This is a genomic window from Pseudomonas sp. DW-iso3 (genome assembly GCF_058725305.1).
Genome location: NZ_JBZXDZ010000002.1, coordinates 56,073 through 82,386 on the forward strand (window position 1 = coordinate 56,073; position 26,314 = coordinate 82,386).

Below are 26,314 nucleotides of genomic sequence, written 5' to 3' on the forward strand. Positions count from 1 at the left end.
GGTGCCTAGTACAAGAACCGTGCCTGAAAGTACGCGGGCCAATAAACATTGAGGTGTGGCGTTATATAAGTTCGTTTTTTGGGTTGTGTGGGATGAACTTTGTGGGTGTAAACCGTATTTAATTGCGCAGCTGTGCGCATTTAGTTGCTCAGTTGGAAGAATGGATGAATGTCGAAGTTGTAAGGTCAAGTTGAGCGCATAAGCATGAATGGGTGCGCAAAATGCTGCGCAGTGGCCCATTTAATACGGTTGTAGGAAAAGGATTAAGTGTCATTCCGTCGCTTGCTGAATGATTTGGGCGTGGCTAAGGTTCGGGAACTTTGCAGAAGTTAGGGCAAGGTTCAGATGCCTTCTAATCCGTATTTCAAGTGCGGTTAGTGGGCTGCTCCCGTCTTGGTTAGTTGCGCCTGGTGCGAAATGTCTTATTCGGACACGCTGTGTGATTATTATCTTGAAGTTGCAAGGTCGCCTTGTTCGCAAACATGTTTTGCGGGCGGCGATATGCGCTTTTCAAGTGAATATGAATGCCTGGAATCCGAGTTGACCAAGGCGCAATCCATTCATGGCACCCGCCAGCCTGATTGGCACAAGATCCTGGAAACCAGCGAACGCCTGTTGCGCCAGCAATCCAAGGATCTACGCGTGGTGGTGTGGATGACCTGGGCGTTGTACCAACGTGAGTCTTATCCAGGCTTGCTGGCGGGTCTCGGGTTGCTGCGCTATCTCTGTGAGCATCATTGGGTGGAGAGCTACCCCGAAAAACTGCGTACCCGAAGCGCAGCGTTCGCCTGGCTGGTGTTGCGCATTGAGCCTCTGTTTGCACAGGGCCTGCCACTCCAGAACCAGCAGCTGTTGTTCCGCGCCGTGCTTGAGCACCTGACGAGCCTTGAAGAGCTGTGGGGCAGGCACTTGGGGGACGACGCGCCGCTGCTGCTGCCGATTCGCAGGCAATTGGCCCAACGGCTGGAGCAGGCGCTTCAGGCTGATGCCCCGGCAGCAGGCTTGAGCGGCGTCATTGCCCAGGTCAAGCAGGCGACCAGTCAATTGCTCAAATCCGAGCCCGTGGTGGACAACGAAAAAGACGCAGGCAAGTTGCTACGCACTTTGCAGGAGCAGGCCCGTCCGTTGTGTGCCTGGTGGTTGCGCCAGAACGCCACCGATCTACGCGCCCTGCGTCTCAACCGAACGTTGAACTGGCTCGTCCTGAGCGGATATCCGGACGCCGACAGCGAACGGGTTACCACCCTGCGTGGGCCAGCCCCTGAAAAACTCAAGCGTTATCAGGAGCGTTTTGCTCAAGGGCATCACGCCGACCTGGTACTTGAACTCGAAGCCAGTCTCGCCGGTGCGATGTTCTGGTTTGACGGGCTGCACATGCTCTGGCAATGCCTGGAAGCCTTGCGGGCCGAACAGGCCATGATCGAGTTGGAAGTGACCTTCGCCTTGCTGCTGCAACGTCTGCCGGACCTGCCGTCCTTCTGTTTTCACGACGGCATCCCTTTTGCCGACGCCGCCAGCCGTGACTGGATCACGCTGCAGGTCAGCCGTCATCTGCAAACACCCGAATCAGCCGCCGTGGTGATTGATACCGAAGCCGAGCCTTGGGAGAGCGCCTTGCAGGCAGTCGCACCCCGGTTGCGACAGGACGGGCTCAAAGCCGCGATCCATGAACTCAAACAAGGGATGTATGCCGCTCGCAGCGAACGCGCGCGATTTCATTGGCGGCTTGCCCAGGCGCGCCTGTGTGTGCAGGCCGGCAAGCATGAGCTGGCGAAGATCCAGCTCGAACACCTGGACCACGAACTGCAACACACAGGTCTTGAGCACTGGGAGCCGGAGTTGGCCCTTCAGGTCACCCAGCTTCTGTATCGCTGCTGCGACCTGTTGCCACAAAACCACGCAGTGCGTGAGCGCAAGGAAGACACCCATCGCAGGCTGTGCCTCTTCGATCTGGAAGCGGTACTTGAATAGGCTTTCGAGCCACTGAATAAGGAAATACACCATGGCCAAAAACGTTTCGGTCGCCCCCAAGGAGCGTATCAACATCACTTTCAAGCCCGCTGTAGGCGGGGCGCAGGAAGAAGTCGAGCTGCCGTTGAAGCTGTTGGTGCTGGGCGACTTCACCCAGCGTGAAGATGTGCGCAAGCTCGAAGATCGAAAGCCAATTGCGATCGATAAGAACACCCTGGATGACGTGTTGGCCAAACAGGCGTTGAGCCTGACGCTGAACGTGCCTAACCGTCTGCAGGAGGATGCAGACGTTGAGGAACTGGCCATTCAGGTGAGCATTAATTCCATGAAGGATTTTAATCCCGCGAACCTGGTAGAGCAGGTGCCCGAGTTGCACAAGCTGATGGCGTTGCGCGAGGCGTTGATGGCGCTCAAAGGCCCGTTGGGCAACACGCCGAGCTTTCGCAAGGCTATCGAGCAGGCCCTGGCCGATGACGATTCCCGTGCCCGGGTATTGGCGGAGCTGGGGCTGGACACGCCTGACGCCTGACATTTTTCAGTAAAAGGACACTGACCGCATGACAACACAACATCACTCACTGCCTGCACAAACCGCTGATCAATACAGCATTCTCGACAACATCGTTGCACAGACTCTGCTGAGTGCGGACGACGAGGCGTATGGCATTGCCAAGCGTGGCGTCTCGGCGTTCATCGAAGAGCTGATCAAGCCGCAGAACCGTGGTGAGCCCGTCAAGAAGCGGCTGGTGGATCGGATGATTGCCGAGATCGACACGAAGCTCAGTCTTCAGATGGATGAGATTCTGCACCACCCGGATTTCCAGGCCTTGGAAGCTTCCTGGAAAGGTTTGCAGTTGTTGGTTGATCGCACCAATTTTCGCGAGAACATCAAGATCGAACTGCTGAACATCTCTCGGCAAGACCTGCTGGAAGATTTCGAGGACTCTCCGGAAGTGACCCAGTCCGGGCTGTACAAGCATATCTACAGTGCGGAATACGGTCAGTTCGGTGGTCAGCCTGTGGGCGCGATTATCGCCAATTACTTTCTGTCCCCCAGCGCACCCGACGTGAAGCTGATGCAATACGCATCCAGCGTGGCCTGCATGGCCCATGCGCCGTTTATCGCAGCTGCCGGGCCTGGGTTCTTCGGGTTGGAAAGTTTCACCGGCCTACCGGATCTCAAAGATCTGAAAGACCATTTCGAAGGCCCTCAATTCGCCAAATGGCAAAGTTTTCGCCAAAGCGAAGACGCACGCTATATCGGCTTGACCGTGCCGCGTTTCCTGCTTCGTACGCCCTACGATCCCCTTGAATGCCCGGTCAAGACCTTTGCCTATCAGGAAAACGTGGTCAACAGCCATGAGCACTACCTGTGGGGCAACACTGCCTACGCCTTTGCTACGCGTTTGACCGACAGTTTCGCGCGCTTTCGCTGGTGTCCGAACATCATCGGCCCGCAAAGCGGTGGCGCGGTGGAGGACTTGCCGCTGCATCACTTCCACAGCATGGGTGAAATTGAAACCAAGATCCCGACTGAAGTGCTGGTTTCCGATCGGCGTGAATACGAGCTGGCGCAGGAGGGCTTTATTGCCTTGACGATGCGCAAGGGTAGCGACAATGCAGCATTTTTTTCCGCCAGTTCGGTTCAGAAGCCGAAACACTTCGGTCTCAGTCCAGAAGGCAAGGAGGCCGAGCTGAATTACCGCCTGGGCACTCAATTGCCCTACATGATGGTGGTGAATCGCCTGGCCCACTACCTCAAGGTCTTGCAGCGCGAGCAATTGGGGTCGTGGAAGGAGCGCACTGACCTGGAGCTTGAACTCAACAAGTGGATTCGCCAGTACGTCGCCGATCAGGAAAACCCCAGTGCCGAAGTGCGTGGGAGGCGACCCTTGCGGGCGGCCCGCATCGTTGTCAGCGATGTCGACGGCGAACCCGGTTGGTACCGCGTCAACTTGAGTGTGCGCCCGCACTTCAAGTACATGGGGGCGGATTTCACATTGTCCTTGGTCGGCAAGCTCGACAAAGAATGAGCAGAGGCCAGCGAATGCCCAATCACCAGAGTCTTTTCCAGCGCCTTGAACGCCCGGCTACTCCCGCAAGTGCCGTGACATCCGTCGCGAGTCACCTGGGAAAAATGCTCAGCATCCGTGCGGGCAGTGTGCAGACGCTGCCGGATTACGGCTTGCCCGACCTCAATGACATGAACCAGAGCCTGCATGAGTCATTGGCTCAGTCACGCTTGTTGATCGAGCGATTCATCCGCGCCTACGAGCCGCGCTTGAAGGATGTGCGGGTCAAGACGTTGCCGAGGGACCATGACCCGCTGGCCCTGGCCTTCGCCATTGAAGCCACGCTAGTGATTAAGGGCACCCAGCACCCCGTAGTGTTCACCGCTCGGCTAGGCGACTCCGGTCGGGTAGAGGTCTTGCCGGATGTCGTTTAATCGTTATTACCAAAGCGAACTCAGCGCGTTGCGACAACTCGGGCGGCAGTTCTCCGAGCGTAATCCTGCGCTCGCTCCGTTTCTCGCAGAGGCCGGTCAAGATCCGGATGTAGAGCGTCTGCTGGAAGGCTTTGCGTTCCTTACGGGGCGCTTGCGCCAGAAACTCGATGACGAGCTTCCAGAACTGACCCACTCGCTGATGCATTTGCTCTGGCCCAACTACATGCGCCCGATGCCTGCGTTCAGCATGCTGCAGTTTGATCCGTTGAAGCACTCAGGTCCTGACGTGTGCGTAGCGAGGGGAACGCCGGTTGAGAGCGCCGCAGTCAATGGCGAGCGATGCCGTTTTCGGACCTGCTATGCCACGCAGGTTCTACCGTTGCGACTGAGCGCCTTGGAGTATGGCTCCCGAGCAGGACGGGGGATGTTGAGTCTGCGTCTGGAGATGAGCGCCGAAGGGAATTTCAGTGAATGGACCCTCAACCGGTTGCGCCTGCATTTCGCCGGGGATCGCTACATCAGCCAGGAGCTGTACCTGGGCCTGCTGCGTCATCTCGAGGGTATCGAGCTGCTGCCTTTGGGCCACGATGGCCTACCGGTCAATGGGGTTGATGGTCAGGCGTTATCGCTGCGACTGGGTGCCGACCAGGTCCAGCCGGTGGGTTTCAGCGAGGAACAGGCGTTGATCCCGTATCCGCAGAATACCTTTCCGGGGTATCGCCACCTGCAGGAGTATTTTGCCTTCCCTGACAAGTATCTGTTTGTCGATGTGGGGGGCCTGGGGGTACTGCAGGAATTACCTGTCGAATTGCTCAAGCAGGTCAGTGGAGTGATGTTGCGCTTCGAGTTGCGCAGTCCATGGGGTGAGTCCCGGCAGCCCACTCTGGAGAACGTCAAACTGTACTGCACCCCCATCGTGAACCTGTTCAAGCATGATGCAGTGCCCATCCGCCTGGACGGGAAGCAGGATGAGTACCTGCTCGTCCCCGGTGAGTATTCACGGGAAAACGCGAGCGTATTTTCCGTTGACAGTGTCACAGGGTGGCAACCGGGTGGGCGTGGATACAAGACCTACGTACCCTTCGAATCCTTCGAACATGATGTCGATAACGACCTGTCGGATGGCCCAGCGAGTTACAGCATTCGTCAACGGCCATCGACACAACATGCAGGCCTTGAGACCTGGCTTGCGTTTGGTAACGGTCCTGGGTCAGCGCAGCAAACACTGTCGATCGAGTTGACGTGTACCAATCACAATCTGCCTCGGCTATTGCAGCTTGGGGACATCAACCTGCCTTGCGAACAGACGCCAGAGGGGTTGTCGTTTCGGAATATCTGCGCACCGACGGCCAGTTTCCCGCCCCCCCTGGATCAGGATTTTCTCTGGCGGTTGATCAGCAACCTGTCGCTCAACTATCTGTCGTTGAGCGACATCAATGCCTTGAAGGTGATCCTTCAAACCTATGACTTACCGCGCTACCACGACCGACAAGCGCAGAAGATCAGCGAGAGGAAGCTGGGCGCAATGCGATCCGTCAGTCATACGGCGGTTGACCGATTGCACCGTGGCTTGCCGTTTCGGGGGATACGAATTGATCTGAGCATCGATCCCCAAGGCTTTTTGGGGCATGGCGAAGTGTTCGTCTTCGCGTCGGTACTCAACGAATTCTTCGCGCTTTACGCCAGCCTCAACGCCTACCACGAACTAAGAGTCATCAGCACACAAGGAGACGTGTACCTATGGCCACCACGGATGGGGCAGCAGCCCCTGCTTTGACGCGATTGTCCCTGAGCATCCGCGAGTACTCGCTATTCCAGGCAGTTTTGCAGGTGATCAAACGCTTGCGCGTTGCCCATCCGCTGTTGGATGAAGACGCGTTGTATGACCTGTTGGAGTTTCACGCCAATCCAGGTCTTGGCTTTCCCGGTCACGATATTGACCGGGTGGAGTTTTTCATCGAACACGAGCAGTTGCGTGCGCGTCTTCGACTCAACCTGTTGGGCTTGTGTGGCGCGGGGTCGCCCTTGCCGGCGTTTTATGGCGAGCAGGCGTGTGCCGACGGGGTGGGTGGCAATACCACGCGAGATTTTCTGGACGTGTTTCATCACCGTCTGCAACGACTGATGCTACCCGTCTGGCGTAAGTACCGTTACCGGGCGCGTTTCCAGGCAGGCGCGCGTGACACGTTCTCCGAGCAGATGTTCGCGTTGATCGGCCTGAGCGGACAGCAGATTCGCAGTATCGCGCGATTGAACTGCGAACGGCTGCTGCCGTACCTCGGGATGCTTGGCCTCCGGTCGCATTCGGCATCCTTGATCGAGACGGTGCTGCGCTACTACTTCAAACACCACCGCTTGTTCATTGAACAGTGGGTACTGCGCACGGTGGTCATCGACGATCCGCAGCGAAACCGGCTCGGCAACGCGAACAGTGTGCTCGGTCATGACCAGGTGCTGGGCTGCCGGGTGGCCGACCGTAGCGGCAAGTTCAGGGTGCATCTGCAGGGCCTGGGTTGGCAGCAACTCCATGGGTTTCTGCCCACTGGGGCCGACTACCCGCTGCTGTGTTCGCTGGTGCGCCTGACGGCTCGGGATCCATTGGAATATGACCTGCGCCTGGTGCTGGCCAAGGAAGAGATCCGACCGTTGCACATTGGCGAACACAACGTCTGCGGCCTCGGCTGGACCAGTTGGCTGGCACATGAGTGCGCCGATGGTGTGGTCATGGTGTCGGGCAATGCTCATGAAGGATGAATCATTATGATGAATGTGGATCTGCAACAACTTATCCAGACATTGACCGCCCAGGCTCGCCGGGATTTGGTGCGCGCTGCTGAACGCTGCGTGACACGCGGGGGCAGGGAAGTGTTGGTGGAGGACCTGCTGCTGGCGCTGCTGGAGCATCAAGACGGCCTTCTGGTACGGGCAATGGCGGATGCGGGCATTGAGGCCGGCGAGCTGCAAGCCACACTGCAACCGAAGGGGGAGGCCAGTGCTTCGCGCAATCCAGTGTTTGCCCTGGCGCTTGTGCAATGGCTGCAACAGGCCCTGATGGTTGCCCATGTGGAACTGCGCCAGGCTGAGGTCGATCACGGCGCCCTGCTGTTGGCACTGCTGCGTCACCCGCTGCAGTACGCGGGGAGTGCCTATCAAGTGTTATTGAGCCGGTTGGACGTGCAACGGGTGCATGGTTTCGTGCTGGGCCAGGCGCCTTGCCCAGGTCCTGCGCCGACGGTTGATTCATTGCTGGAGCGCTTTACTCACGACCTGACACGGCAGGCCCGTGAAGGACGTATCGATCCGGTGTTGTGCAGGGATGCTGAAATTGGCCAGTTGATCGACATCCTGATGCGCCGGCGCAAGAACAACCCAATACTTGTCGGAGAAGCCGGGGTCGGCAAGACGGCCGTTGTCGAAGGCCTCGCGTTGCGCGTTGTCACTGCGCAGGTGCCGGAACCTCTCCGGGATGTGCGGGTGCTAACCCTGGACATGGGGCTGCTACAGGCCGGCGCGAGCATCAAGGGGGAATTCGAACGGCGCCTCAAGGGCGTGATTGACGAGGTCAACGCCTCGATGAAACCGGTGATCCTGTTTATCGACGAGGCGCATACGCTGGTCGGGGTGGGCGCCCAGGCGGGCGCGTCCGACGCCGCTAATCTGCTCAAGCCAGCCCTGGCCCGTGGCGAACTGCGCACCATCGCCGCCACCACCTGGTCGGAATACAAGAAATACTTCGAAAAAGACCCCGCACTGGCGCGGCGCTTCCAGTCTGTATTGGTTGGCGAGCCTAGCGTCGAGCAAGCGGTTTCGATCCTGCGTGGACTGGTTTCGGTGTATGAGCGCAGCCATGGCGTTTACGTACGGGACGACGCGGTGGTAGCGGCGGCGCAGATGAGCGCGCGTTATCTGTCCGGGCGTCAGTTGCCGGACAAGGCAGTGGATGTATTGGACACCGCCTGCGCTCGCTTGCGTACCCGTCGGGACACGGCGCCGGAGGCATTGCAACGCTTCTACGCGGAACAGGCAGAAGGTGTGCGGCAGCATCAGGCAATAAGTCGTGACAGGCAGGAAGGGTTTCCCGTGGATGAGCAGGTGTTGCACGGACTTAACCTGCGCATGGAGACGATGGAAAGTGAACGTCAGCACTTGGAGCAGTGTTGGCTGGAACAGCCAACATCGACGCAGCAGGTGTGCCCGCGCCTGGTGGCCGAAGTCATCAGTGGCTGGACCGGTATCCCGGTTGAACAACTGGCATTCGAACACAGTGCACGGGTGCTGGGCCTAGCCGATGCGCTGCGCGCGCGCATTCTTGGCCAGGAACACGCGGTGCAAGCCCTGGACCGCAACCTGCGCGCCGTTGCCGCCGGGCTCAATAAGGTCGATGCGCCGGTCGGAGTATTCCTGCTGGTCGGCCCAAGTGGCGTCGGCAAGACCGAGACTGCGTTGGCCCTGGGTGATCTGTTATATGGCGGTGAGCGTTTTGTTACCACCCTCAACATGTCCGAATTTCAGGAAAAACACTCGCTGTCTCGCTTGATTGGGGCGCCGCCCGGTTATGTCGGTTTCGGCGAGGGCGGTGTGCTGACCGAAGCCGTACGCCAACGCCCATATTCGGTGGTGCTGCTCGATGAAGTCGAGAAAGCCGACCCGGAAGTGTTGAACCTGTTCTATCAGATTTTCGACAAGGGCGTGGCCAATGATGGGGAAGGCCGGGAAATCGATTTTCGCAACACGCTGATCCTGATGACTTCCAACCTGGGCAGCGAGTGCATCGGTGAGCTGTGCGCAGGTGGCCAGCGACCTGAGATGCACGTGCTGCAAGAGGCAATCCGTCCTCTGCTGCGTGACCACTTCAAACCCGCGTTATTGGCCCGAATACGTGTGGTGCCGTATTACCCGGTGACGGGTGAGATTCTGAATGATTTGACCAGGCTTAAGTTGGAGCGCCTGGGGCAGAGGTTAAGTCTGCGCAAGCTGGCGTTCAGCTATACGCCAGGCCTGGTTGCACACATGGCCGAGCATTGCTCCCACGGAGACAGTGGCGCTCGTTTTATTGACCAGTGGATCGAGCTGCATTTGTTACCGCAGGTGGTGGACCGCTTGCTGCGGGCGATGGCTCAAGATGAACCCTTGACGCATGTGCATGCGTACCTGGCGGGGAATGGCATGCCCATCTGTGAGTTCAGCCAATGAGGGACGACCGGTCCAACCAGGAACCCCATTCGCGGGCTTACGCCGACGCGCTGCTTGGCTGGTTCATTCGGCTGGGTATCGATGGCGACGAAGCCACGTTGCCCGGTCTATGTGTTACGGCGGTGGCGCAGTTGAGCCAATGCGAACTCAGTCAGTGGTACTGGCGAGATGAGTCCACTGGCCGGCTTGAGCTGATTGCCCAGCATTTGTCCGGAGCGCTTAGCTCCGGCGATCCGGTCGGCACCAAGGACTTTCAGCATGAGCAGATGCTGCGCCATGTACTCAGTCATCAGATGGCCCTTAGCTTGGAAGATCCCACCGACAGCGTGTATGAATGCGGGTTTCTGCCAACGCTGGCATCCCCCTGGAAAGCGCTGTCCTGCGTGCCGTTGTTCAACCGCGGCAAGGCCATCAACGGCGTGTTGGTATGCGCCAGTCAATGCCGGAAAAATTTGCAGGACTACTCTGTCTCCTTGAGCCAACTGGGCAGTTTTGCCTTGATGCAGCTGCTTCTGCTGAAGCGTCAATGTTCCACAGGAAGTATCGCCCTCCAGAATGACCGTACACCGGCCCCCCGTGCAGAATTTGGGCTGATCGGCAGCAGTTCGGCGATGGATGAAACGTACCGCCTGATCGGCAAGGTCATGCAGACGCCTTACACCGTATTGCTGCGTGGCGAGACGGGGACAGGCAAAGAGGTGGTGGCGCGGGCTATCCACGCTGCAGGGCCGCGCAAAAGCAAAGCGTTCGTGGTGCAAAACTGTGCGGCGTTTCCGGAAGGGTTGCTGGAAAGCGAACTGTTCGGCTATCGCAAAGGGGCCTTCACGGGGGCTGAACGCAACCATGTCGGGCTGTTTGACGCGGCGCATGGTGGCACGCTGCTCCTGGACGAAATCGGCGACATGCCGTTGTCTCTACAGGCCAAGTTGCTGCGGGTTCTGCAGGAGGGCGAAGTTCGCCCGCTGGGCGCCAGTGCGGCACACAAGGTTGATGTGCGCATCATCGCTGCGACGCATCGCGACCTCGCCGCAATGGTAGCCCAAGGCAGTTTTCGCGAAGATCTCTACTACAGGCTGGCGCAATTTCCCATCGAACTGCCGCCCTTGCGTGAACGCGACGGGGATGTGTTGTTGCTGGCGCGGGAATTTGCGCAACAGGCTTCCATTGCGCTGGGACGTGTACCGGTGTCGTGGTCCAGCGCGGCCCTCGACCAACTGTCGAGCTATGCCTTCCCCGGCAATGTCCGTGAGCTCAAATGCCTGGTGGAGCGCGCAGTACTGCTCTGCGATGACGGAGTGATCCTGCCGGTGCATCTTTCCTTGCCTGCACCACCTGCCAATACCTCTGTCGATGCGACGTTACGCCAACGCTTGGAGCGGGTAGAGCGGGTGTTCCTGATCGATTGCTTGCACAAGAACCGTGGTAATCGCACCCGAACTGCGCGTGAGCTGGGCGTCGCCCGCCGCACGCTGCTCTATCGCCTGGCGCGTCTGAAAATCCCCGTTGGCGATGTCCGTGAGGAGTGCTGAGTGGGGACGTGCTGGCACCTGGTTTTCATGGGAGATACCTGATGTTTTTTCATCCATGGCAAGCCCTGTTGCTTGCGCTGTGTTTGTTGAGTGGCTGTAACGCCAATTATGTCTTTGACGATGCCGACTACCGCCCCTTGGGTGATCCCCAGGCGGTCCGTCGTGGGCAGTGAGCAGGAGAGTTCTGCCATGCAATTAGTGTTTGAAGTCTGCAGTGTCGTGAACGGTGAACCGTTGGCCCGCAAGACGTTTGAGGGGGTTGGCGGTGTGATCGGCCGTGGGGTGGGGTGTGACTGGATCATCCCCGATGCCCATCGCCTGATCTCCAGTCATCATGCCCTGGTCAGTTATCGAGAAGGTCACTACTTCCTGACGGATATCAGCAGCAATGGCATCACGGTGTCAGGCAGCATGGAACGCCTGGACAAAGGGCAAGCGCGGCTGATCACCGAGGGGGAAGTGTACCAACTGGGCCAGCTGGAAATTCGTGCTCGCCTGGTGGCCAATGAACGGCGGCCCTTTGCTCGGAATGACTTGATTCCAGACGACGCATTCCTCGGGCTTGACCCTCTTCATGCACTGGATCGCGAGCAATTGTGCGTCGACTCATCGGCAGAATTGGATGCCCTGGATGCGTCAACGCAGGTGTCTCCCCAATCCCACATGCAAGGGCCTGTGGATCGCGATCATCTGGTCGTACCGACATGGGCCGCACCCGACAGGCAAGTGAACCCTCCCGAACCCGTCATCGCCGCGCCTGCTGCCTCGCAAGCGTTCTGGCCGCAGTTCGCGCAAGCATTGGGCCTGCCACTGGACACGCTTGATACGCCAGGTCGCGAAGCCCTTGCGATCAAGGTGGCAGGGCTGCTCAGGCACGCCATCGAAGGGCTGCAGCAAAGCCTGCGAACGCGCGATGAGCTCAACAGCGAGATCAACGTTGCGTTGGTCTCCCCAGTGCTGAACATTCGCAACCCGTTGAAAGTCTGCGCCGACAGCCAGGCTGCCATGGCGTCGTTGTTGGGCACTGGTGAGTCGGGTGAACTCGCTGCCGAGCAAGCCGTCGCCGAGGCCTGTCGAGACCTGCAAGTTCATCAGCTGGCGATGGTCGTGGCCTGCCGGGCCGCGGTACGGGGTGCACTGGCAGCCTTTGCGCCTGGGCAGTTGTTGCCGTGTTTCGAGCGCGAGGGCAAGCGCCCCAGGTTTTTCACCGAGGCGGCCCATTGGCGGAGTTACCAACGCCACTATCGACGACTGGTTGACGAAAACTCCTTGGGTGATCAGTTGCTGCGCAATGACTTTTCCAATGCCTACGGGGAGCAGGTACGCCTGGTTTCCACCCTGAATGTAGGGTGCCCAGGATGACGTTCAGGTACCGAATTACTGCCCTGTCACGGGTGTCAGCACTGTGCCTGTTGGCCGGATGTAGCAGCCTTTCACCTTTTTCGACCCTGACCAAACTCGACCTGACGTTGATCGCAGGTGATGAAGTCAACCCCGACCTTCACGGTCGCCCGTCACCCGTGGTGGTGCAACTGCTTGAACTGCGGCACCCCGTGGCCTTTGAAAACGCCGATTTTTTCAGCCTGTACGACCGCGCCGAGCAGACGCTCTCCAAGGATTGGGTCAGCGGCGAGGAATTGGAATTGCGTCCTGGTGAACAGCAGGCACTCAAGCTCAGTGTCGAGCCGCATAGCCGCTACGTCGGCGTGCTGGCGGCCTATCGCGACTTGCCTCATGTGCAATGGCGGCTGGTGCTGCCGGTGGCGCCGGGGCAATTGACGCGTGCCGACATTGTGCTGGACCAGACGGGCCTGCGGATGGCAGCCCCTCAGACTGACAGGGCGGAGAATTGAGATGCTGGTCCATAACGTTATCTGGCAAGAGGGCATGCTGTTGCGGCCCCAGCACTTGCAACACAACGACCGCTACTACCATCGACAGCTCAACCGAACTCGGTTGCTGAGCAGTGATGCGTGGGGGTTCCTGACCCTGGACCTCGATTTGCAGTACCTCAATCTGGGCAAGGTGGTTGTCAACCAGGCCAGTGGAGTATTGCCGGACGGCAGCTTGTTCGAGTTGAGCGGCGCGATGGAGCCCTTGGTGTTGCAGGTGCCTGCCAACGCGGGCAGGCAAGCTGTTTACCTGGCGTTGCCGCTGGCGACGGAGAATCAGGTCGAAGTGCGCAGGAAGGAGCAAAGCGATGTGCTGGCACGCTACGTCGCCTGTGAAACAGAGATCGGCGATTCCAACGCTGGCGCCGATTCGCGTTGCCAGATCAACTGCGCACGCCCGGACTTGCGCCTGATGCTGGGCGAGGGGCCCAGTGATGCGTTCTACGTGAAACTCCAGGTCGCCCAGGTGCAGGATTCGACGCGCGAAGACGGCGTAAGCCTGGATGCGGATTTTGTGCCGACGTTCATCTATCTCCAGGGCACCGGTTATGTGTCGTCATGCATCAAGGAGGTGATCAGCCTGCTGGCGACGCGTGGCGATGCGATTGCAGCGCGAATCCAGGGGAGTGGCGCCTCGACAGGCGCACAGGTCGGCGACTTTCTAATGCTGCAACTGATCAATCGTGCCGAGTTGATCCTGCGTCACTACCTGGTACAGGCCCAGGTGCGACCGGAGCGGCTGTATCGAGAGTTGCTGTCGATCCTCGGTGAGCTGTCGACGTTCGCCAACGACAACAAGCGCGCGCAACTTGCCGTGCACTACAGGCATGGTGATCAGGGGGCGAGCTTTCGTGGGCTGATGGAGGGGCTTCGCACAGTGTTGTCGTCGGTGCTGGAGCAACATGCCATCGAGCTGGTGTTGCAACAGCGGCAATACGGGGTGCTGGTTTGCCCGGTCAGCGATCTCAAGTTGCTCGGCACTGCCACATTCATTTTGGCCGCCACCGCCCAATGTGATTCGGAAGAGCTTCGCCATCGTTTGCCAGCGCATCTCAAGATCGGTCCCGTGGAACGGATCCGCGAGCTGGTGAACCTGCACCTGGCCGGTATCAAGGTACAGCCGCTGCCGGTCGCACCGCGGCAGATTCCATATCACGCCGCCAAAACCTATTTCATGCTCGAACTCAGTCCGCGTGACATCGCGCAGTTGGAGCAGTCGGGTGGTTTTGCCTTCCACGCGAGCGGTGAGTTCGCCGAGCTGGAACTCAACTTCTGGGCTATCAGGAACTGAATACCATGACGATGGACAGTGAATACCCGCTGGATGAAAAAACCGTATTGCTGGACCGTGATGGGCTCGGACCGGCACGAGGACCCGTTACGGACTTCCCATCGCCGCCACGCTTCGAGCAGTTGGAAGATCGGATGATCTACGCCGCCAACCTGCCGGGGCAGCGTTTCAAGATGGGCACCAACATGCTGTTGGCTGCGGCCTGGGAGCTCCTGTCGCAGGTTGCCCAGCTCAAGGCCAGCCCCGCTCGGGAAAGCTTGCAGGCGCTCAATGACCAGCTCTCATCGGCCATCAGCGCATTTGAGGCCCATGCCTTGCACCTGGGGGCAGAGACCAGCCAGGTGATGTCTGCACGCTATGTGCTGTGCAGTGTTATCGACGAGGCAGTAGTCACCACGCCGTGGGGAAGTTGCAGCGATTGGTCCAAGAGGAGCCTGTTGAGCCGCTTTCACAACGAAACCTTCGGTGGTGAAAAGTTTTTCCAGTTGCTGGAGCGTTTGTCCCGCGATCCCGTCAAGCACATTGCCATGCTCGAGCTTATGTACCTGTGCCTGGCGTTGGGATTCGAAGGCAAATACCGCGTCATGGAGCGGGGAAGAAGGCAACTCGAAGCGGTTCAGGATGCTGTTTACCGCCAGATCAGGCATGTGCGGGGTGACCGGGTGCCGCTATCCATTTCCCCAGAGAGGGGGAAGGCTCCTCGCGTACGAATACGCATCGTCTCCGCCATGTGGGCCGCTGTCGGTGTGCTGGCCTGTTTACTGGTGATGTATTCAGGGTTTGCCTGGGTGCTGAGCCAGGAGCGCGAGGCGGCACTGCAACCTCTTCAATTTCCGGTGTCAGGCCTGTCTCGGACACCCTCGTAACGCAGGGAGCAATGGATGAACGCATTCTTCAAAGGCGTGGGTACGGTGCTACGTAAAAGTTGGGTATATAGCTTGCTGCTGGTGCTGTCCTGTGCGCTGCTGGTGTGGTTCTTCGGGCCGTTGCTGGCGGTGGATGACTACCGTTTCTGGCAAAGCCCGACGTCCCGTTTGCTGACCATCAGCGGGTTGCTGTTGCTGTGGGGGCTGGCGATGGTCGGGATGGGCGCGCGTCGTACCGCTCGGTTGAATCAGCCTGAAGAACATGAGCGCCATCAGCGGCAGGCATTGATCAACGAGGAAATACGACAGGTACGGGCGCGCTTCAAGGAGGCGCTGCAGGCGTTGAAAACCTCACGACGCTACGGTGAGCGCAGTGAGCGTTGGCGAGACGAGTTGCCTTGGTATCTGTTGATTGGCGAGCAAGGCAGTGGAAAGACCAGCCTGCTGGCGGCCAGCGGCTTGCCGTCCCCATTCGACCACCCCGACGCGGCGCCCCTGGGGGCTACGTCTTGGTGTGACTGGTATTTTGCCGAAGACGCCGTTCTGGTCGAGGCTGCGGGCCGTTACTTGGGCCAGCCGGACCCTTCAGTGGATGCAGCCGGATGGTCGACGCTGCTTGATCTGCTCAAGTGGCGGCGCAGGTCGCGGCCACTCAATGGCGTAGTTGTCACGTTGTCGGCCGACACACTTTCAAGCAGCAACGAGCACGACCTGGAGCGTCATGCCCGCCATGTGCGTACGCGCTTGCAGGACATCCAACAGACACTGCACGTGGATGTGCCGGTGTGTCTGGTATTGACCCAGTCTGACCGGTTGGCCGGTTTTGCCGAGTTTTTTGATGCTCAGCAGGGCGATGGCACAGAGCAGGTCCTGGGAGGGGACCTGGGTACGGACCTCGCCCAGGTGAGAGACGTGTTCGAGAACCTGTTGCAGCGCCTGGGTGGAGACCTGATTCCGCGCTTGCATCAAGAGCGAAATGTCGAGCGCCGAGGGCACATGCTTGATTTTCCCCGGCAGGTCGCACGCATCGGTGACGCCCTGTGCCTGTTTATCGAGGCGGCGTTTTCTGTCAACCGCAATCAGCCGATCAATGCCCTGCGAGGTTTCTACCTGACCTGTGCGAAGACCGTCGATGTACGTCCGCATTTTGTCCAGGGGTTGTTTAAACGCGTGATATTTGCCGAGGCCGACCAGGCCGGACTGCTGACCCCGGAGCGGCAGCGCATACATCGGCGCCACGGATGGATGGCGCTGGCAGCGACTGTGGTCATCGGGACAGTGGGGGCAGTGTGGGCGCACAGTTACTCGTTCAACCATCAGCGCCTATTGCAACTGACGGGACTGATCCACACCCAGACCGGCACCCCGCCAGGGGCGGACGAGAGCCATGCGTTGCTGACGCTGCTGGACAGTCGCCTGGCGGCAACCCAAGTGTTTTCGTCACAGGCGCAAGCTCGGTGGATCGATCGGGCCGGCTTGTATCAGGGCGCGCTGAGTATTGCACCGCTGGCCGCAGCCTATGAGCACACCTTGCAGCAGCGGTTTCTGCCATACGTGGCCACCGTGCTCGAAGGACGCGTGCGAGGCAGCCTGGGTGACCGCGAACAACTGCTGGATAGCCTGCGTGCCTACCTGATGCTCAACCTGCGTGAGCGGCGTGATAACGCCTGGCTGGCAGAGTATGTGTCTGGCCAATGGTCGGGAGACTCCTCGGCGAACAAGCGCCTGAATGAGCACTTTGCTCGGCTCCTCGAACAACCGTTTCTGGCGCCGTTGGATGAAGCGCTGGTCGCCCGGGCGCGCCTGGTATTACGCGGGGAGTCACTGGCGGAGGTGGTCTACCGGGCGCTGCGGGAACAAGCGCGGAACCTGGAGCCTTACCCGCTGGCCGAAGGCCCGGCGTTTTCCAGGGTTGCACCGCCCATACCGGGGTTTTACACCAGGAAATACCTGCAGTTATTCGAACAGCAGGGCACTCAGATGGTCCATGCCATTGCTCAGGACAATTGGGTCCTTGGAGAGGGCGGCGATCTCAGCGCAGCAGATTTGCGCAGGCTGATGCTGGCGCTGGAGCAGCGCTATTTCAGTGAGTACGCCGACGCCTGGAGCGACGCCCTCGGTCGAATCAGATTGCGCGAAAGTGGCAGCCTGCAACAAGGCGCTGAATATCTCGCAAGCCTTACATCGGCTCAATCGGCCCTGGTGCAGCTGTTGCAGCAGGTGCGCGAAAACACACGGTTAGTGTCGGTCTCCGATCGACTTGAAACGGCAGTCCAGCCAGTCGCCGGGCTGGGCGCGGTGACGTCCAGGAGCCTGTCCCGCGCGGGGCTACCGGATAATGCCCGGCGTGCCTTGCAACGCCGCTTCGAGCCCTTGCACCTATTGCTCGACGAACAGCAGAACCCAGGGGGCGAGTTGACGCAGGCATTGCGCTTGCTGGATGAGCTGCAGTTGCAATTGTCGGCAGTGAGCCGGGACAGTTCACCGGAGCAGGCAGCGTTCAAAATGGCCAGGCAACGCATGGATGGACAGCAGCCCCTGCTGGGCAACCTGCGTGATACGGCGGCTCGCTTCCCGCAGCCGCTCAAAGGGTGGTTCGAAGGTATTGCCGACCAAAGCTGGCGCCAGCTGCTCGATAACGCCTACGGGTTTGTGAATCAGCACTATCAAAACGAAGTCTATGGCTTCTATGCGAAAGCCATTCAGCGCCGCTACCCATTCGATGCGCATGCTGGCAGCGACGTTGCCCTGGGCGATTTCCAGGCGTTTTTCAAGCCTCGGGGTGCCATGGCACGCTTTTATGAGAGTTACCTGCGGCCGTTCGTCGTCGTTGAGGGCAACCGCTATCGCCTGCGGGGGATAGAAGGGCGCAGCCTGCCGATGTCGCGCTCGTTACTGGAACAACTGACCAGGGCGCAGATCATTCGCCAAGGTTTTTTCACCGAGGATCAGGGGGAGTTGGCCGTACGGTTCACGCTGGCGCCCTATAGCCTGGACCAGGCCGTCAGCCGGGCGACGCTACGGGTGGGTGATCAGCAGTTGGAGTACCGCCACGGCCCGATCGTGCCGGTGGCGTTCCATTGGCCAAACGAGGCGGAGAATGGTCGCAGCAGCCTGGTGCTGGAGCGTGGTGCCGAGCGGCCATTGGGCATTGAGAAAGACAGTGGCGCCTGGTCGTTGTTCCGGTTTTTCGACCTGATGCAAAGCGAGCCCGCGAGCGGCAGGGATGCGCAGGTTCTCAAGGCTGACCTGGCCGGTCTGCGGGCCAATTACCTGCTCACCAGTCAACGTGACTCGAGCCCATTTCAGATGGCGACATGGCGCACCTTCCGCCTGCCGGAGCAACTGTGAGCGGTGCACAGCCCTGGCGGAGTGCCGGGCGCACGGCGCAAGGCAAGAGCCGCACACTCAACGAGGATGCGTTCCTCGATTGCCCGCAACGTGGTTGTTGGGCGGTGGCGGATGGTATGGGGGGGCATCATGCCGGGAATGTAGCCAGCCAACGGGTGGTTCGCAGCCTTGCTGCACTGCCCGGCCAAGGCGATTTTGACCAACGCATCGAGGCCGTTGGGCGGTGCCTGCGAGGCCTCGACAGCCAGTTACAACCTGCCGATGGCGTGGCGGGCATCATGGGCAGTACGGTGGTGGTTTTGTTACTGGAGCACCATCGCGCCGCCTGTGTCTGGGCAGGGGATAGCCGATGCTACCTGTGGCGAGGGCAGCGGCTGTATCAACTCTCGCGGGACCACTCTCTGCAGCAGCAACTGATAGACACGCAACAGTTGAGCCCGGAACTGGCCCAGGCTCATCCTGGCGCAAGAGCCTTGACCCGTGCGGTGGGAGCCAGGCAGCCATTGAGCCTTGAGATATTGGAGCTGCGCGCCAAGCCCGGTGATGTGTTTTTGTTGTGCAGCGACGGTCTGTACCAGGGGCTCAGCCATAAGGAGTTGGGGAGTGCCATGAGCGCAGGCACGCCACGGCAGGTGGTGGATCGGTTGTTCCGTGGCGTGCTGCAGGGGCCGGCACGGGATGACCTGACCGCCGTGGTAGTCCAGCCATGAGCGCAGCGGCAGGTCCGCCGAACTTGCTGGCGGGGCGCTATCAGCTTGAGCGGATCCTCGGCACCGGGGGCATGGGGGTGGTCTATCGCGCGCGGGATCTGCTGCATGAAGCTTTCGGCGAGCCAGACTGCCGTGTGGCGCTGAAATTGTTAGGCGAGAGCCTATCCGCCTCCACCGACGCGCATGTGCTTCTCTACAGCGAGTTCGCCCTGACCCGAAGCCTGCGCCATGATCACGTGGTGCGTGCATTTTCGTTCGAGGTAGACACAGCCCTCCAAGTGGCATTCTTCACTATGGAAGTGATGCCTGGACTGACCCTGGATCGCCTGCTCCAGGAGTGTCCTCAAGGACTGCCATGGCAAGAGTTGCAACCCATGGCCCTGCAACTGCTGGAAGCACTGGCCTACACCCACCGGCAGGGTGTCCTGCATGGCGATGTGAAACCGGCGAATATCATGGTTGGGGAGCAGGGGCTACGCTTGTTCGATTTTGGCTTGGGTCACGCGCAAGCCCAGGCAGAGGCGGGCTTGCCGGCTTTGAGCCGCAACCGGCTGAATGCCTGGACGCCGGCGTATGCGGCACCGGAGCTGATAGCAGGAGGATTGCCGTCGGCTAGCGCCGACTTGTATGGGGCGGCCCGGGTGCTCTATGAGATGGCCGAAGGACGGCGGCCCGTAGAGCCTCAACGCAATCAACGATTGCCACGACCCAGGCAACTGCCCAGGCAGTACTGGCCGTTGTTACGTTCAGCATTGGCCATTGACCCTGAGCAGCGAACCGTCGATGTTGCCGAGCTGTGCGAGGGCTTGGCAGCCCGTCGGTGCCTATGGTTCAGGGGCTAATGCGTCAACCGGCCACATCATGTATCCGGCAGTATTCGTCCCAGCTCAGCCCCGCCATCTGTGCTACTTCCTTGTGGACGTCTAGGCGTTGGGCTTCAAAGGCTTCGGGGGACTCGGCGGTCAGTTTCAGGGTCAACTCCCAGGCAAACAGGCCCTGACGTTCGGCTTCGGCTTCGAAGGCTTCATGCAGCCGTTCGGCGCGGTAGTGTGCCAGGGTTTCGCCCTTGGCTTGTGCGGCCAGCGGGTTCAAGGTCTCGAGTTCTGCGGCAACATCGGGGTGTTCGTTGAGGAATCTGTCCAGTGCCAACTGGTGGTTATCGCCGGGTGGTGACAAGGGCTTACTCCATTCAATGGCCGGGCTTTGGTCCGTGGCCTGCCGCGAGGCGGCGGGTGCGTTTGTATCGCCGGCGGTTGGTCCAGGCACGCATAGGATTGAGTAAAAACAATAACAGGAAGGTCATCAGCACCGAAGCAGATTTAGTGAGTGGCCCACGTCACAAAACTCAATTACTTTTGAAATCTGAGGAATTGCCTGTCATCCATTATGGAAAAACATCTGGATAAATGGCAAAAGGCTTTCGCTCAGCGTGCCTTGACGTGTAGCGTTAACCCCGTATTTCCGGCCCTGCCTTTCAGGGACAGTGGGCGATGGGCAGAGGGATCGGTCATGGCGCAAACGCTGTTCAAGCTTTTCTTCACCCAACGTCTGGCCGCCTTGGCCAGCACGGAGTCTCTTCGAGCGATCCGCGAAGGTTTGTTGTGGATCCTGCCTTGCCTGCTGGTGTCTGCCGGTTTCCTGATCCTGTCCGAATGCGCGCGGATGCTGGGTTTCGATGCGCAAGTGGTGGCGTTCTTCGCTGGCTTGCACAATCAAATCAGCTCTGTGATCCCGCTGCTGGTCGCTGCGTCCATCGGTTACATGTTGGCAATCCAGCATCGATTGCCGCAACTGCCGGTGGCGTTCCTGTGTCTGGCCCATGTAGTGGTGGCAACGTTTATCCTGCGTGAATACCCACGCGCTTCGGCCACTTTCGTCCTGTTTATCGCGATTGCTTCGCCGCTGTTGAATGTGCCGGCGATTGCGTGGCTGCACCGTTACCGCTGGACTCGGTTGGTCAATGAAGACCTGGTGGGGCACAACCTGCGGGGCACTATCAATATGGTGGTACCGGGCGCCATCACCGCGCTGGCGTTGGTGGTGGTGTTGTCTTTGCTGCTGCAGATTCCTTACGTGGCGCAACTCCAGGGGCCCCAAGTACTCCATGCCCTGGAGTCGCCTTACGGCAGCGGCCTGTTTGTGACCCTGATGAATTCGCTGCTGTGGTTCTTCGGCATCCACGGTGTGTACGCCATGCAGCCGCTGTTCGATGTGCTGGACCAGGCGGTGGCGCTGAACGGTGCGGCGTCGGCGGCGGGCGAGCCGATCAACTACCTGTTGAACAGCGGCCTGTTGGGCAGCTTCGCGTTTATCGGCGGTTCGGGTGGAGCTTTATGCCTGTTGCTGGCGATCCTGCTGTTCTCCAAGAGCCAGTCCATGCGTTTGTTGGCGATGGCGAGTCTGCCGCTGTCACTGTTCAACGTCAGTGAGGTGCTGTTGTTCGGTTTGCCGATCATCCTAAACCCGCGCTTGTTCATTCCCTTTCTGGTGGTACCCGCGTTGAATGCCATGGTGGCGTTGACGGTGGTGCAGATGGGCTGGGTCTCGCCGGCGGTGGTCAGCGTTCCACTCACAGCGCCGGTGCTGCTCAATGCCTACCTGAGCACCCATGGTGACTTCGCGGCGGTGGCGCTGCAACTGACGCTGCTGGGCCTGGGCACGTTGGTGTATGCGCCGTATGTGCTTGCGATTCATCGCCAGGCCACCGAAGGCGGCACGGTCTACCTCAAGTCTCTGGACATGACCTTCCGTGGTCTTGAAGAAAAGGGCCGGCTGCGTGAGCTGGATCCGGTGCTCGCCTCCCACAAGGCCCTGGCGCGCCAGGCCAATGAACTGAGCCGCATCCAGCAAATCAGCGACTACGATTTCTACCTCGAATTCCAACCACAAGTCTCGACGCGCACCGGCCTGTGCACCGGCTGTGAAGCGCTGATGCGTGCCCGTGACGCCCAGGGCAAGGTGCATTCGCCTTGGGAGTTCCTGCAATGGCTGGCCCAGGCGCAGTTGATGCCGGACGTGGATGTGTGGGTTGCCTCCCAGGCGGTTCGCCAGTACCAGAAGTGGCAGAAACTCGGCTTTGTCCTGCCGATGACTATCAATATTTCCAGCGCGACGCTGACCGACGCCGCCTATGGTGAACGCCTCGTAGAAATCCTGGCCCAGGCCCACGGGCACGTTTCGGTGGAAATCACCGAAGACGCGCTGGTCGGCGATATTCAGGTCACGCGCCAAACCATCCAGAAGCTGCAGGCCATCGGCGCCAAGGTCTATATCGATGACTTCGGCACCGGCTTTTCGGCCTTGAGCTACCTGCATCAGTTTCCAGTGGATTTCATCAAGATCGACCGCAGTTTCGTGGTGGCCCAGCGCGACCCCAAAGGCGCCCAAGTCATGACTGGCATGCTGCGCTTCTGTGAGGCGCTGAACCTGGGTGTGGTGGTGGAAGGCGTGGAAACCGCCGAGCAGTTGGCCTTTCTGAACACCGGCGCCGAATTGATTATCCAGGGCTGGTATTTCAGCAAGGCACTGCCGGCAGATCAGTTGGAAGACTTTGTGCGTGAGCGCGCCGCCTTGGCGCAAGCCTAATACCCGCGCTGAGTCTGTTCGATCTCCTCGACCAACCCGTCGATTCCCGCCAGGCGCGCACGGTTGTCGTGGTCCCAGGGGTGAAAGCCGGGTTTGAAGTAATGCAGCCACGGCACCAGCATCCGTGGGAAAACTCCCTTGGGCCCATACAGAAATTTCAGCATGCGCCAGAAGCCTTTCAGGTGCCCGCCGGACTTGCGGTCAGCGATCAGCAGGCGCAGGTGGAAATCGAAGACCACCAGCCAGAAAAACACCGTGGTGGTGAGCATGGTCCCGGTACGCAATAAATAGCGCTTCGGCCCGGGCTTGATCACGGTGTTCCAGACATCGAAGGCCACCGCTTTGTGTTCGGTTTCCTCCAGGGCATGCCAGTACCACATCTGTTGGTAGCCCTTGAGTGAATCGCCGAAGCGAGACGGGTCGCTCAGCAGGATTTCGGCCAGCATCGCAGTGTAGTGTTCAAGGGCAATGGTCACGGCCAGGTTGAACGAAGCTGGCAGGTGTTTTTTCTGCAGGTCGAGGATGAACTTCAACCGACGGTCCAGCGTGTGCGCTGGTAGGCCGGCCGCTTGCAGCAGATCGTTGTAGGCCACGTGTTCACGGCTGTGCATGGCCTCCTGGCCGATAAAACCCTGGATCTCTTTCTTCAGCGCTGGATCGTCGATGCGTTGGCGGTAGTGGCGCACGCTGTCCATGAAAAACAGCTCGCCCTGGGGGAATAGCAGCGACAGTGCGTTGAAGAAGTGCGTGATGAACGGCCCCTGTTCATGCCAGTTTTTGATGCGCTCGGCGGGCAGGGCGAAATGAATGTCACGGCGGATCGGCAGCATAGTGCGTGCTCCTGTTCAGAGACGAGGCTCGTCGTTGGTTTCAAGCACCGGTGTGCGGGGTTTCGGCGCCATGCGCTGGCTGGCGAACACCACCAGGGCTTGATAGGCCGCCGGCAGACAGCGGGCGAGCAGGTCGAGGAAATAGGCGTCGCGGCCGATCAGCACGCGACGTTTGTTTTTACGCACCCCGTGCAGGATCACCTTGGCGGCCTGGTCGGGGTCGGTGATGAACAGCTTTTCGAAGTCGGCGCGGGCCTGCTGCTCGCTGTGGATCAGGAACCCGGTCATGTTGGCGTCGATACGGCTGCTGCGGCAGATATCGGTGCGTATCCCACCGGGGTGCACGCAGGTGGCCGATACGCCGCAACGTTGCATGTCCAGCTCTTGGCGCAGGGATTCGGTAAAGCCACGCACGGCAAACTTGGTGGCGTTGTAGCCGCTCATGCCCGGTTGGGCAAACAGGCCGAACACGCTGGAGGTGTTGACGACATGGCCTTCTCCTGAGGCTTTCAGGTACGGCAGAAACGCCTTGGTGCCATGGACCACTCCCCAGAAGTTGATGCCGACAATCCATTCCAGGTCGGCGTAGTCCACACCCTCCACCGTACTCGACAAGGCCACCCCTGCATTGTTGAAGACCAGGTTGACCCGGCCGTGTTCGGCCACGCAGCGCGCAGCCCAGTCCTCCATGGCCCGGCGATCGGACACATCCAGCACCTGGGTGGTGATCAGCACGGGGGCCAGGGTGGAGGCCTTGATCAATGCCAACGTCTGTTCCAGCCCCTGGCTGTTTTTGTCCGCCAGTGCCAGGTGGCAGCCTTCCCGTGCCAGGGCCATTGCCAGGGCGCGGCCCATGCCGGATGCCGCGCCGGTAATGGCCGCTACGCGGCCGTTGAATGACTTCATGACAGGCTCCCTTCGGCAGTGGAATGGGCTGTAGGCACAGGACGGTGGGGCGCATGGATCGGCACCCGACTGGTCACATAGTCCTTGAGCGCAAACTGGCGGGTGACGCGTTTGAAGCGCCAGGTCGAGCCCGGCCACAAGGTGGTGTTCTTGCCCGTGCGCGGGTCCAGGTACCAGCTTTGGCATCCGCCGGTGTTCCAGATGGTGCGCTTGAGTTTGGCTTGCAGCTGTTGGTTGTAAGCGCTCTCCACGCTGGGTTTGACGTCCACGCTGGCGATGCGATGTCGCTGCATTTGCTCAAGTGCATCGAGAATGTAGGTCACCTGGGCTTCAATCATCAGGATCATCGAGTTGTGCCCCAGGCCGGTGTTGGGCCCGACGATCAGGAACAGGTTGGGATAGCCGGGCACCGTGGTGCCCTTGTAGGCATGGGCGCCGTCTCGCCAGGCATCCATCAGGTCCACGCCGTCGCGCCCGATGATGCAGTCGCGGGGCAGGGGGTCAGTGGCCTGGAAGCCGGTGCCGAAGATCAGGCAGTCGGCTGGGTGCTTGATACCGTCGGCAGTGATCACCCCGTCTGCTTCGATGCGCAGCACGTTGTCGGTGACCACTTCGACATTGCTTCTCGACAGCGCGGGGTAGTAGTCATTGGAAATCAGCACGCGCTTGCAGCCGATGGTGTAGTCCGGGGTCAGGGTCTTGCGCAGGGAAGGGCGTGCCACTTGTTTATGCAGATGGCGCAGGGCAATTTTCTGCACCATTTTCATCAGCCGTGGGTGCAGGGCAAAGCCGACCACGCGGCCTTCCAGAGCCCAATAAAAGGCACTACGCACCAGGCGTTGGGTGAAGGGCAGGTGCTTGAACAGCCAGCGTTCGAGAGGTGAGATTGCCCGGTCCGGCTTGGGCATGATCCACGGTGGCGTGCGCTGGAACAGGTCCAGATGAGCCACTTGGGACGCAATCTGCGGCACGAACTGAATGGCGCTGGCGCCGGTGCCGATCACCGCCACGCGCTTGCCCTTCAAGGAGTACGCGTGGTCCCACTGCTGTGAGTGGAAGCGTTTGCCCTTGAAGCTGTCGAGTCCCGGGATATCCGGCAGCGCCGGACGCGACAGGCCGCCCATGCCCGACACCAGCACCCGCGCGCTGACCTGGCGGCCATCACTGAAGCGCAATTGCCAGCGCTGGTGTTGCTCATCGAATACCGCCCGCTCAAGGCCCATGCCGAAACGCAAGTAGGGCGCCAGCTCGTAGCGCGTGGCGCATTGCTCCAAGTACGCACGGATTTCTGCCTGGGGCGCGAACTGCCGCGTCCAGTCTGGGTTGGGCGCGAAGGAAAACGAATACACGTGGGACTGCACATCGCAGGCGCAGCCTGGGTAGTGGTTGTCACGCCAGGTGCCGCCGAGGGTGTCGGCCTGCTCGGCGATAAAGAAGTCGGTGAACCCGGCCTTCTTGAGCTTGATCGCCATGCACAAGCCGGCAAAGCCGGAGCCGATGATGGCGATATCGATTGAGTCGCTCTGGGCATTCATAAGCATTCCTTCATGGGCATCGGGTGTGCTCCTTTTCTTGTTGTGTCTTTTAGATAGAACACCATTGCAAAGAAAAATTGAATTACTTATTTTAAAAAAGATTTTAAATAATCTACCTGAAAATATCACCTACGCTAGTCCCAGGTTCCTCATGTGCGACTTGTCCGACGGACAGGCGCGATATTCAGGTCCAGGGTGTGGGCGATAGC

General features: G+C 59.8%; 21 protein-coding genes. 17 read left to right on the forward strand and 4 right to left on the reverse strand.

What is annotated here, in order from left to right; genetic code table 11:
• The first annotated feature begins 417 nt into the window (after positions 1-417).
• From tssA to AC4PS7_RS06110, 16 genes are read left to right on the forward strand one after another with little or no spacing between them, the layout of a single operon-like run.
• Positions 418-1,971 (forward strand): type VI secretion system protein TssA, encoded by a 1,554-nt coding sequence (tssA, locus tag AC4PS7_RS06035; RefSeq protein WP_074900670.1) that lies wholly within the window; start codon positions 418-420, stop codon positions 1,969-1,971.
• A 31-nt stretch (positions 1,972-2,002) separates the two neighbouring features.
• On the forward strand, positions 2,003-2,500 hold the full coding sequence (gene tssB, locus AC4PS7_RS06040; protein WP_021491584.1) for a type VI secretion system contractile sheath small subunit: 498 nt from the start codon (positions 2,003-2,005) through the stop codon (positions 2,498-2,500).
• 28 nt (positions 2,501-2,528) lie between these two features.
• Entirely contained in the window at positions 2,529-4,004 is a 1,476-nt protein-coding gene (gene tssC / locus AC4PS7_RS06045) for a type VI secretion system contractile sheath large subunit (RefSeq protein WP_106119125.1), read from the forward strand.
• 14 nt (positions 4,005-4,018) lie between these two features.
• On the forward strand, positions 4,019-4,417 hold the full coding sequence (gene tssE / locus AC4PS7_RS06050; RefSeq protein ID WP_010209959.1) for a type VI secretion system baseplate subunit TssE: 399 nt from the start codon (positions 4,019-4,021) through the stop codon (positions 4,415-4,417).
• Entirely contained in the window at positions 4,407-6,194 is a 1,788-nt protein-coding gene (gene tssF / locus AC4PS7_RS06055) for a type VI secretion system baseplate subunit TssF (RefSeq protein ID WP_042572225.1), read from the forward strand. The genes tssE and tssF overlap by 11 nt, the downstream gene beginning before the upstream one ends.
• Positions 6,158-7,171, forward strand: coding sequence for a type VI secretion system baseplate subunit TssG (tssG, locus tag AC4PS7_RS06060; protein WP_010209963.1), 1,014 nt, complete (start codon positions 6,158-6,160; stop codon positions 7,169-7,171). Before tssF ends, tssG begins: the two co-directional genes overlap by 37 nt.
• Before the next feature lie 6 nt (positions 7,172-7,177).
• A complete protein-coding gene (locus AC4PS7_RS06065) occupies positions 7,178-9,610 on the forward strand; it encodes an AAA family ATPase (RefSeq protein WP_492179225.1) in 2,433 nt (810 codons plus the stop codon).
• Positions 9,607-11,139 (forward strand): sigma-54 interaction domain-containing protein, encoded by a 1,533-nt coding sequence (locus AC4PS7_RS06070; RefSeq protein WP_045792010.1) that lies wholly within the window; start codon positions 9,607-9,609, stop codon positions 11,137-11,139. The genes AC4PS7_RS06065 and AC4PS7_RS06070 overlap by 4 nt, the downstream gene beginning before the upstream one ends.
• Positions 11,140-11,180: 41 nt before the next feature.
• Positions 11,181-11,312, forward strand: a complete 132-nt coding sequence (locus AC4PS7_RS06075; RefSeq protein WP_010209967.1) for a hypothetical protein — start codon at positions 11,181-11,183, stop codon at positions 11,310-11,312.
• A 16-nt stretch (positions 11,313-11,328) separates the two neighbouring features.
• On the forward strand, positions 11,329-12,501 hold the full coding sequence (gene tagH, locus AC4PS7_RS06080) for a type VI secretion system-associated FHA domain protein TagH (protein ID WP_187517004.1): 1,173 nt from the start codon (positions 11,329-11,331) through the stop codon (positions 12,499-12,501).
• Entirely contained in the window at positions 12,498-12,992 is a 495-nt protein-coding gene (tssJ, locus tag AC4PS7_RS06085) for a type VI secretion system lipoprotein TssJ (protein ID WP_021491578.1), read from the forward strand. The genes tagH and tssJ overlap by 4 nt, the downstream gene beginning before the upstream one ends.
• Before the next feature lies 1 nt (position 12,993).
• The gene (gene tssK, locus AC4PS7_RS06090; RefSeq protein ID WP_010209970.1) at positions 12,994-14,322 is read left to right on the forward strand and encodes a type VI secretion system baseplate subunit TssK; all 1,329 of its coding nucleotides are present in this window, start codon (positions 12,994-12,996) and stop codon (positions 14,320-14,322) included.
• Positions 14,323-14,327: 5 nt separating this feature from the next.
• Positions 14,328-15,188 (forward strand): type IVB secretion system protein IcmH/DotU, encoded by an 861-nt coding sequence (icmH, locus tag AC4PS7_RS06095; protein WP_045792012.1) that lies wholly within the window; start codon positions 14,328-14,330, stop codon positions 15,186-15,188.
• 15 nt (positions 15,189-15,203) lie between these two features.
• Positions 15,204-18,539, forward strand: a complete 3,336-nt coding sequence (gene tssM / locus AC4PS7_RS06100; RefSeq protein WP_492179226.1) for a type VI secretion system membrane subunit TssM — start codon at positions 15,204-15,206, stop codon at positions 18,537-18,539.
• Positions 18,536-19,249, forward strand: coding sequence for a PP2C family protein-serine/threonine phosphatase (locus AC4PS7_RS06105; RefSeq protein WP_492179227.1), 714 nt, complete (start codon positions 18,536-18,538; stop codon positions 19,247-19,249). The genes tssM and AC4PS7_RS06105 overlap by 4 nt, the downstream gene beginning before the upstream one ends.
• Positions 19,246-20,091 (forward strand): serine/threonine-protein kinase, encoded by an 846-nt coding sequence (locus AC4PS7_RS06110; RefSeq protein WP_137206043.1) that lies wholly within the window; start codon positions 19,246-19,248, stop codon positions 20,089-20,091. The genes AC4PS7_RS06105 and AC4PS7_RS06110 overlap by 4 nt, the downstream gene beginning before the upstream one ends.
• A 4-nt stretch (positions 20,092-20,095) precedes the next feature.
• Here AC4PS7_RS06110 and AC4PS7_RS06115 read toward each other — a convergent pair whose 3' ends face one another.
• The gene (locus AC4PS7_RS06115) at positions 20,096-20,425 is read right to left on the reverse strand and encodes a DUF6388 family protein (RefSeq protein WP_137206042.1); all 330 of its coding nucleotides are present in this window, start codon (positions 20,423-20,425) and stop codon (positions 20,096-20,098) included.
• 333 nt (positions 20,426-20,758) lie between these two features.
• Here AC4PS7_RS06115 and AC4PS7_RS06120 point away from each other — a divergent pair, with 333 nt between their 5' ends.
• Positions 20,759-22,834, forward strand: a complete 2,076-nt coding sequence (locus tag AC4PS7_RS06120) for an EAL domain-containing protein (RefSeq protein ID WP_010209980.1) — start codon at positions 20,759-20,761, stop codon at positions 22,832-22,834.
• Here the strand turns inward: AC4PS7_RS06120 and AC4PS7_RS06125 are convergent.
• Genes AC4PS7_RS06125 through AC4PS7_RS06135 form a run of 3 tightly spaced genes read right to left on the reverse strand, consistent with a single transcriptional unit; the run spans position 22,831 to position 26,105 of the window.
• Entirely contained in the window at positions 22,831-23,664 is an 834-nt protein-coding gene (locus tag AC4PS7_RS06125) for a metal-dependent hydrolase (protein ID WP_010209982.1), read from the reverse strand. The genes AC4PS7_RS06120 and AC4PS7_RS06125 overlap by 4 nt on opposite strands.
• Positions 23,665-23,679: 15 nt before the next feature.
• Positions 23,680-24,570: an SDR family NAD(P)-dependent oxidoreductase gene (locus tag AC4PS7_RS06130; RefSeq protein ID WP_010209983.1), complete on the reverse strand. Its 891-nt coding sequence runs from the start codon at positions 24,568-24,570 to the stop codon at positions 23,680-23,682.
• Positions 24,567-26,105: a flavin-containing monooxygenase gene (locus AC4PS7_RS06135; RefSeq protein WP_010209985.1), complete on the reverse strand. Its 1,539-nt coding sequence runs from the start codon at positions 26,103-26,105 to the stop codon at positions 24,567-24,569. The genes AC4PS7_RS06130 and AC4PS7_RS06135 overlap by 4 nt, the downstream gene beginning before the upstream one ends.
• Positions 26,106-26,314 lie beyond the last annotated feature (209 nt).